This window comes from Mesorhizobium sp. M7A.F.Ca.CA.002.05.1.1, from assembly GCF_003998335.1.
Classification (GTDB): domain Bacteria; phylum Pseudomonadota; class Alphaproteobacteria; order Rhizobiales; family Rhizobiaceae; genus Mesorhizobium.
Window position 1 is genome coordinate 1 of the sequence record NZ_RZQI01000781.1, and the last position, 2,836, is coordinate 2,836.

Genomic DNA, 2,836 nt, shown 5'->3' on the forward strand with positions numbered 1-2,836 from the left:
GATTAAGACCGTGCTGCTTTATGTTCGTCGTGCGAACCGCATTGATCGGCGGCCCTGCGACCCACCAGCAATGATTCAATCCGATCTCCAAGGTCAGCGCGCCAGCAGCTTCGGCCCCCGCCTCTCTCCTCGGCGTCGCTACTCAAAACAGCTGTGTGCATAAGGGCCGGATGGATCAGACTGGTTGAATGCTCTGGCCGAGGAGAGAATTTCCGGCACCACGTTCAGCCGATTGCGGTGGTTGGAACCAACGGCCTGCTACCCAGTTAGAAAGCCAGCAAGTCTGGTTGTAGCCTTGCCGCCATGTGAATCAAAACCCGCCGACGCTGTCTACGGCCTAGCAGGAGTGGCGACCTTGCAGCGGCGGTGGCCCGCTGGGAAACCGGTGTGCCTGCCTTCGCAATCTGGGCTGCACAGCCGCTGACGACAGCCCAGCAGACACCGTCGCCGACAGCCAAACAACAGGAGATATGCCGACATGAAAGCAGCCCGCATCCATGCTTTTGGCGGACCTGAGGTTGTTTCGATCGATCAAGTCCCCTTGCCTCAACCGCTTGACGACGAGGTTGTGCTCAGGGTTCGCGCCGCGAGCGTCAATCCGATCGACTACAAGATCCGCGAAGGTTCGACGAGCGAAACCCTGCCGGTCACGCTCGGGCGCGACGTGTCCGGCACGGTGGAAATATGCGGCACGCGGGCGCATACGTTGAAGAAGGGCGACCCATTATTTGCGATGCTTGGTCATGACCGGGGCGGCAATGCCGAATTTGTCGTGGTCAAGGCGACGGAGGCGGCTGCGAAACCGGATCGTCTAAGCCATGTCGAAGCCGCGGCGGTGCCGCTTGCCGGCATCACTGCATGGCAGGGCCTGTTCGACCATGGCGGCCTCAAATCCGGGCAACGGGTTCTCATCCATGGCGGCGCCGGCGGCGTCGGTCATCTGGCGATCCAGTTCGCCAAGGCCGCGGGCGCGTTCGTCGCGACAACCGTTTCCGCCGAGGACGTGGTTTTCGTCCGTGAGCTCGGCGCCGATCAGACGGTCGACTACAAGAACCAGGGTTTCGAAGAGGTCGTCGATGCGGTCGACCTGGTGTTCGACCTTGTCGCGGGCGACACGCAGGACCGCTCCTGGGATGTGCTCAAGCCAGGCGGAACACTCGTTTCCACTCTTTCCGAACCGTCGCAGGAAAAGGCAAATTTGCGCCGGGCGCGTGGCGTCTCCTATCTGGCCGAACCGAATGCGGCGCATCTTGCCGAGATCGGCCGCCTCATCGAGGCCGGCAAGGTCACCCCCTTCGTGCAAGCCACGTACCCTCTTGGAGAGGTCGCCAAAGCGGAAGAACGGCTGGAAAATGAGCATGTGCGTGGCAAGATCGTGCTTGAGGTTTCCGCCTAGCGAGTTGGTGCTTCTGCCGTCCCTCTCGAACGGGTTATCCGATCCGCGCGTCGCCGTCGCTGTCCGGCACGTTCGGAAACAACACCTTCAGCTTGTGTTCCGCGCTTGCCCAACTGCGCGTGTGATGTTGCCAGAGGCACCAATTGCTCACCGCAAAGGCTAGAATGCCGACAGTCACGGCGAGACTGACTGTCGAGCCAATGACAACCTTGAGCATCACCCCGGCAAAGACACCGGCGATGGCACCGTTGACGACATTCACCATCCCTGCGGTTCCGGCGAACGCTTGCCAGGGCCTTGGCTTGAGGCCGACATCGGCCAGCAGAGCCGTTTGGTTGTCATGAGTGGAGTGAACCAGGTAGCGCGCCATCGAGGGAGTAAGCTCGGTGTAGTAGTGCCTGATGCGCGCCATGCCACGGGCGTGGACCATGTCTTCGATGGCCACCTGCACAGCCCTGACGAATGTCACCAGCCCGATGAAGTAGAGGCATGGCAACAGGATCAGGCTGAACAGCATGAAAGGAAGCCCCATCCTTGTCACCTGGGCGACGAAGGCAAGGGCGATCGTGGCGCTGGATACCGAAGTCAGGAACAAATTTGCGCGCTGATTCGCCTCCTGAATCGTCGCCGCTCTGGCGGTCCCGAGCACCAAATGCTCCGTGGTCATCATCTGCAGGAGTTGCTGCCGGTTCTCGCCTTCATCGGTTTTTGTCTTCCTTGCAGGCATCGCAAAAAACCTGTTGCGGGACGCGCTCCCCCACCCAACCAACTCCTCAAAGCCGCCCACCCAAGGAACGAACTGCTTCCGAAGGGGTTCCAGCGCAACCAAGAGCCGTTCCGTGATCCCGGAGCAGAGCCGGATCACCGACCGAGCCAATTTTGCCGACAGATAGCGAAACGATTGTCCCCGAGCATCGTTTCGAAACCAGACATGAATTTGATGAGGAGGCGATGATGAGCGCTACCGGTTTGGATGTTTTTGACAGGACGCTGCAGACGACCAACATCTGGCTCGACGAGATCATGGAGGTCCGGATCGGCGGATTGCATGGCACATATTGGGCGCGGTCTTGCGGACCGTAAGGGACAGGCTGCAGATCGGGCTTGCGGCCAAACTTGGGGCGGAACTGCCGCTCCTGGTACGCGGCGCTTATTACGACCACTACCGGCCCGCAGCCGAGCCGGACAAAACGCGCTCCCTTGAAAACTTCTCGCAGCACATCGGCGAGGAATTGAAATCGATCCGCCCCGTCGATCCCGAGGAGGCGGCACGCTCGGTGTTCCGAGTTCTTGCACGGCATATTGATCTTGGCCAATCGGCCAAGGTGCGCGATGCCCTGCCGAAAGAAATCCAGGCGCTTTGGCCCGAAAGTCTCGGCGTCAAATAGCGACGCTCCCCAGGCAGCCGTGCCGAGGCTGGCGCCCCGAGGGCGTCAGTCT

General features: G+C 60.8%; 2 protein-coding genes and 1 pseudogene. 2 read left to right on the forward strand and 1 reads right to left on the reverse strand.

Annotation, left to right across the window (positions count from 1 at the left end; all coding sequences use genetic code 11):
• Positions 1 to 478 precede the first annotated feature (478 nt).
• Entirely contained in the window at positions 479 to 1,396 is a 918-nt protein-coding gene (locus tag EN939_RS28325) for an NADP-dependent oxidoreductase (protein ID WP_127271019.1), read from the forward strand.
• A 34-nt stretch (positions 1,397 to 1,430) separates the two neighbouring features.
• Here EN939_RS28325 and EN939_RS28330 read toward each other — a convergent pair whose 3' ends face one another.
• Entirely contained in the window at positions 1,431 to 2,225 is a 795-nt protein-coding gene (locus EN939_RS28330; RefSeq protein ID WP_236382652.1) for a hypothetical protein, read from the reverse strand.
• Between the two features lie 125 nt (positions 2,226 to 2,350).
• Here EN939_RS28330 and EN939_RS28335 point away from each other — a divergent pair.
• Positions 2,351 to 2,784 (forward strand): annotated as a pseudogene (locus tag EN939_RS28335) (DUF2267 domain-containing protein).
• Positions 2,785 to 2,836 lie beyond the last annotated feature (52 nt).

What these genes read in the sequence shown, in the direction of transcription:
- EN939_RS28325 (WP_127271019.1), top strand. Translation starts at nt 479, where the DNA reads ATGAAAGCAGCCCGCATCCATGCTTTTGGCGGACCTGAGGTTGTTTCG.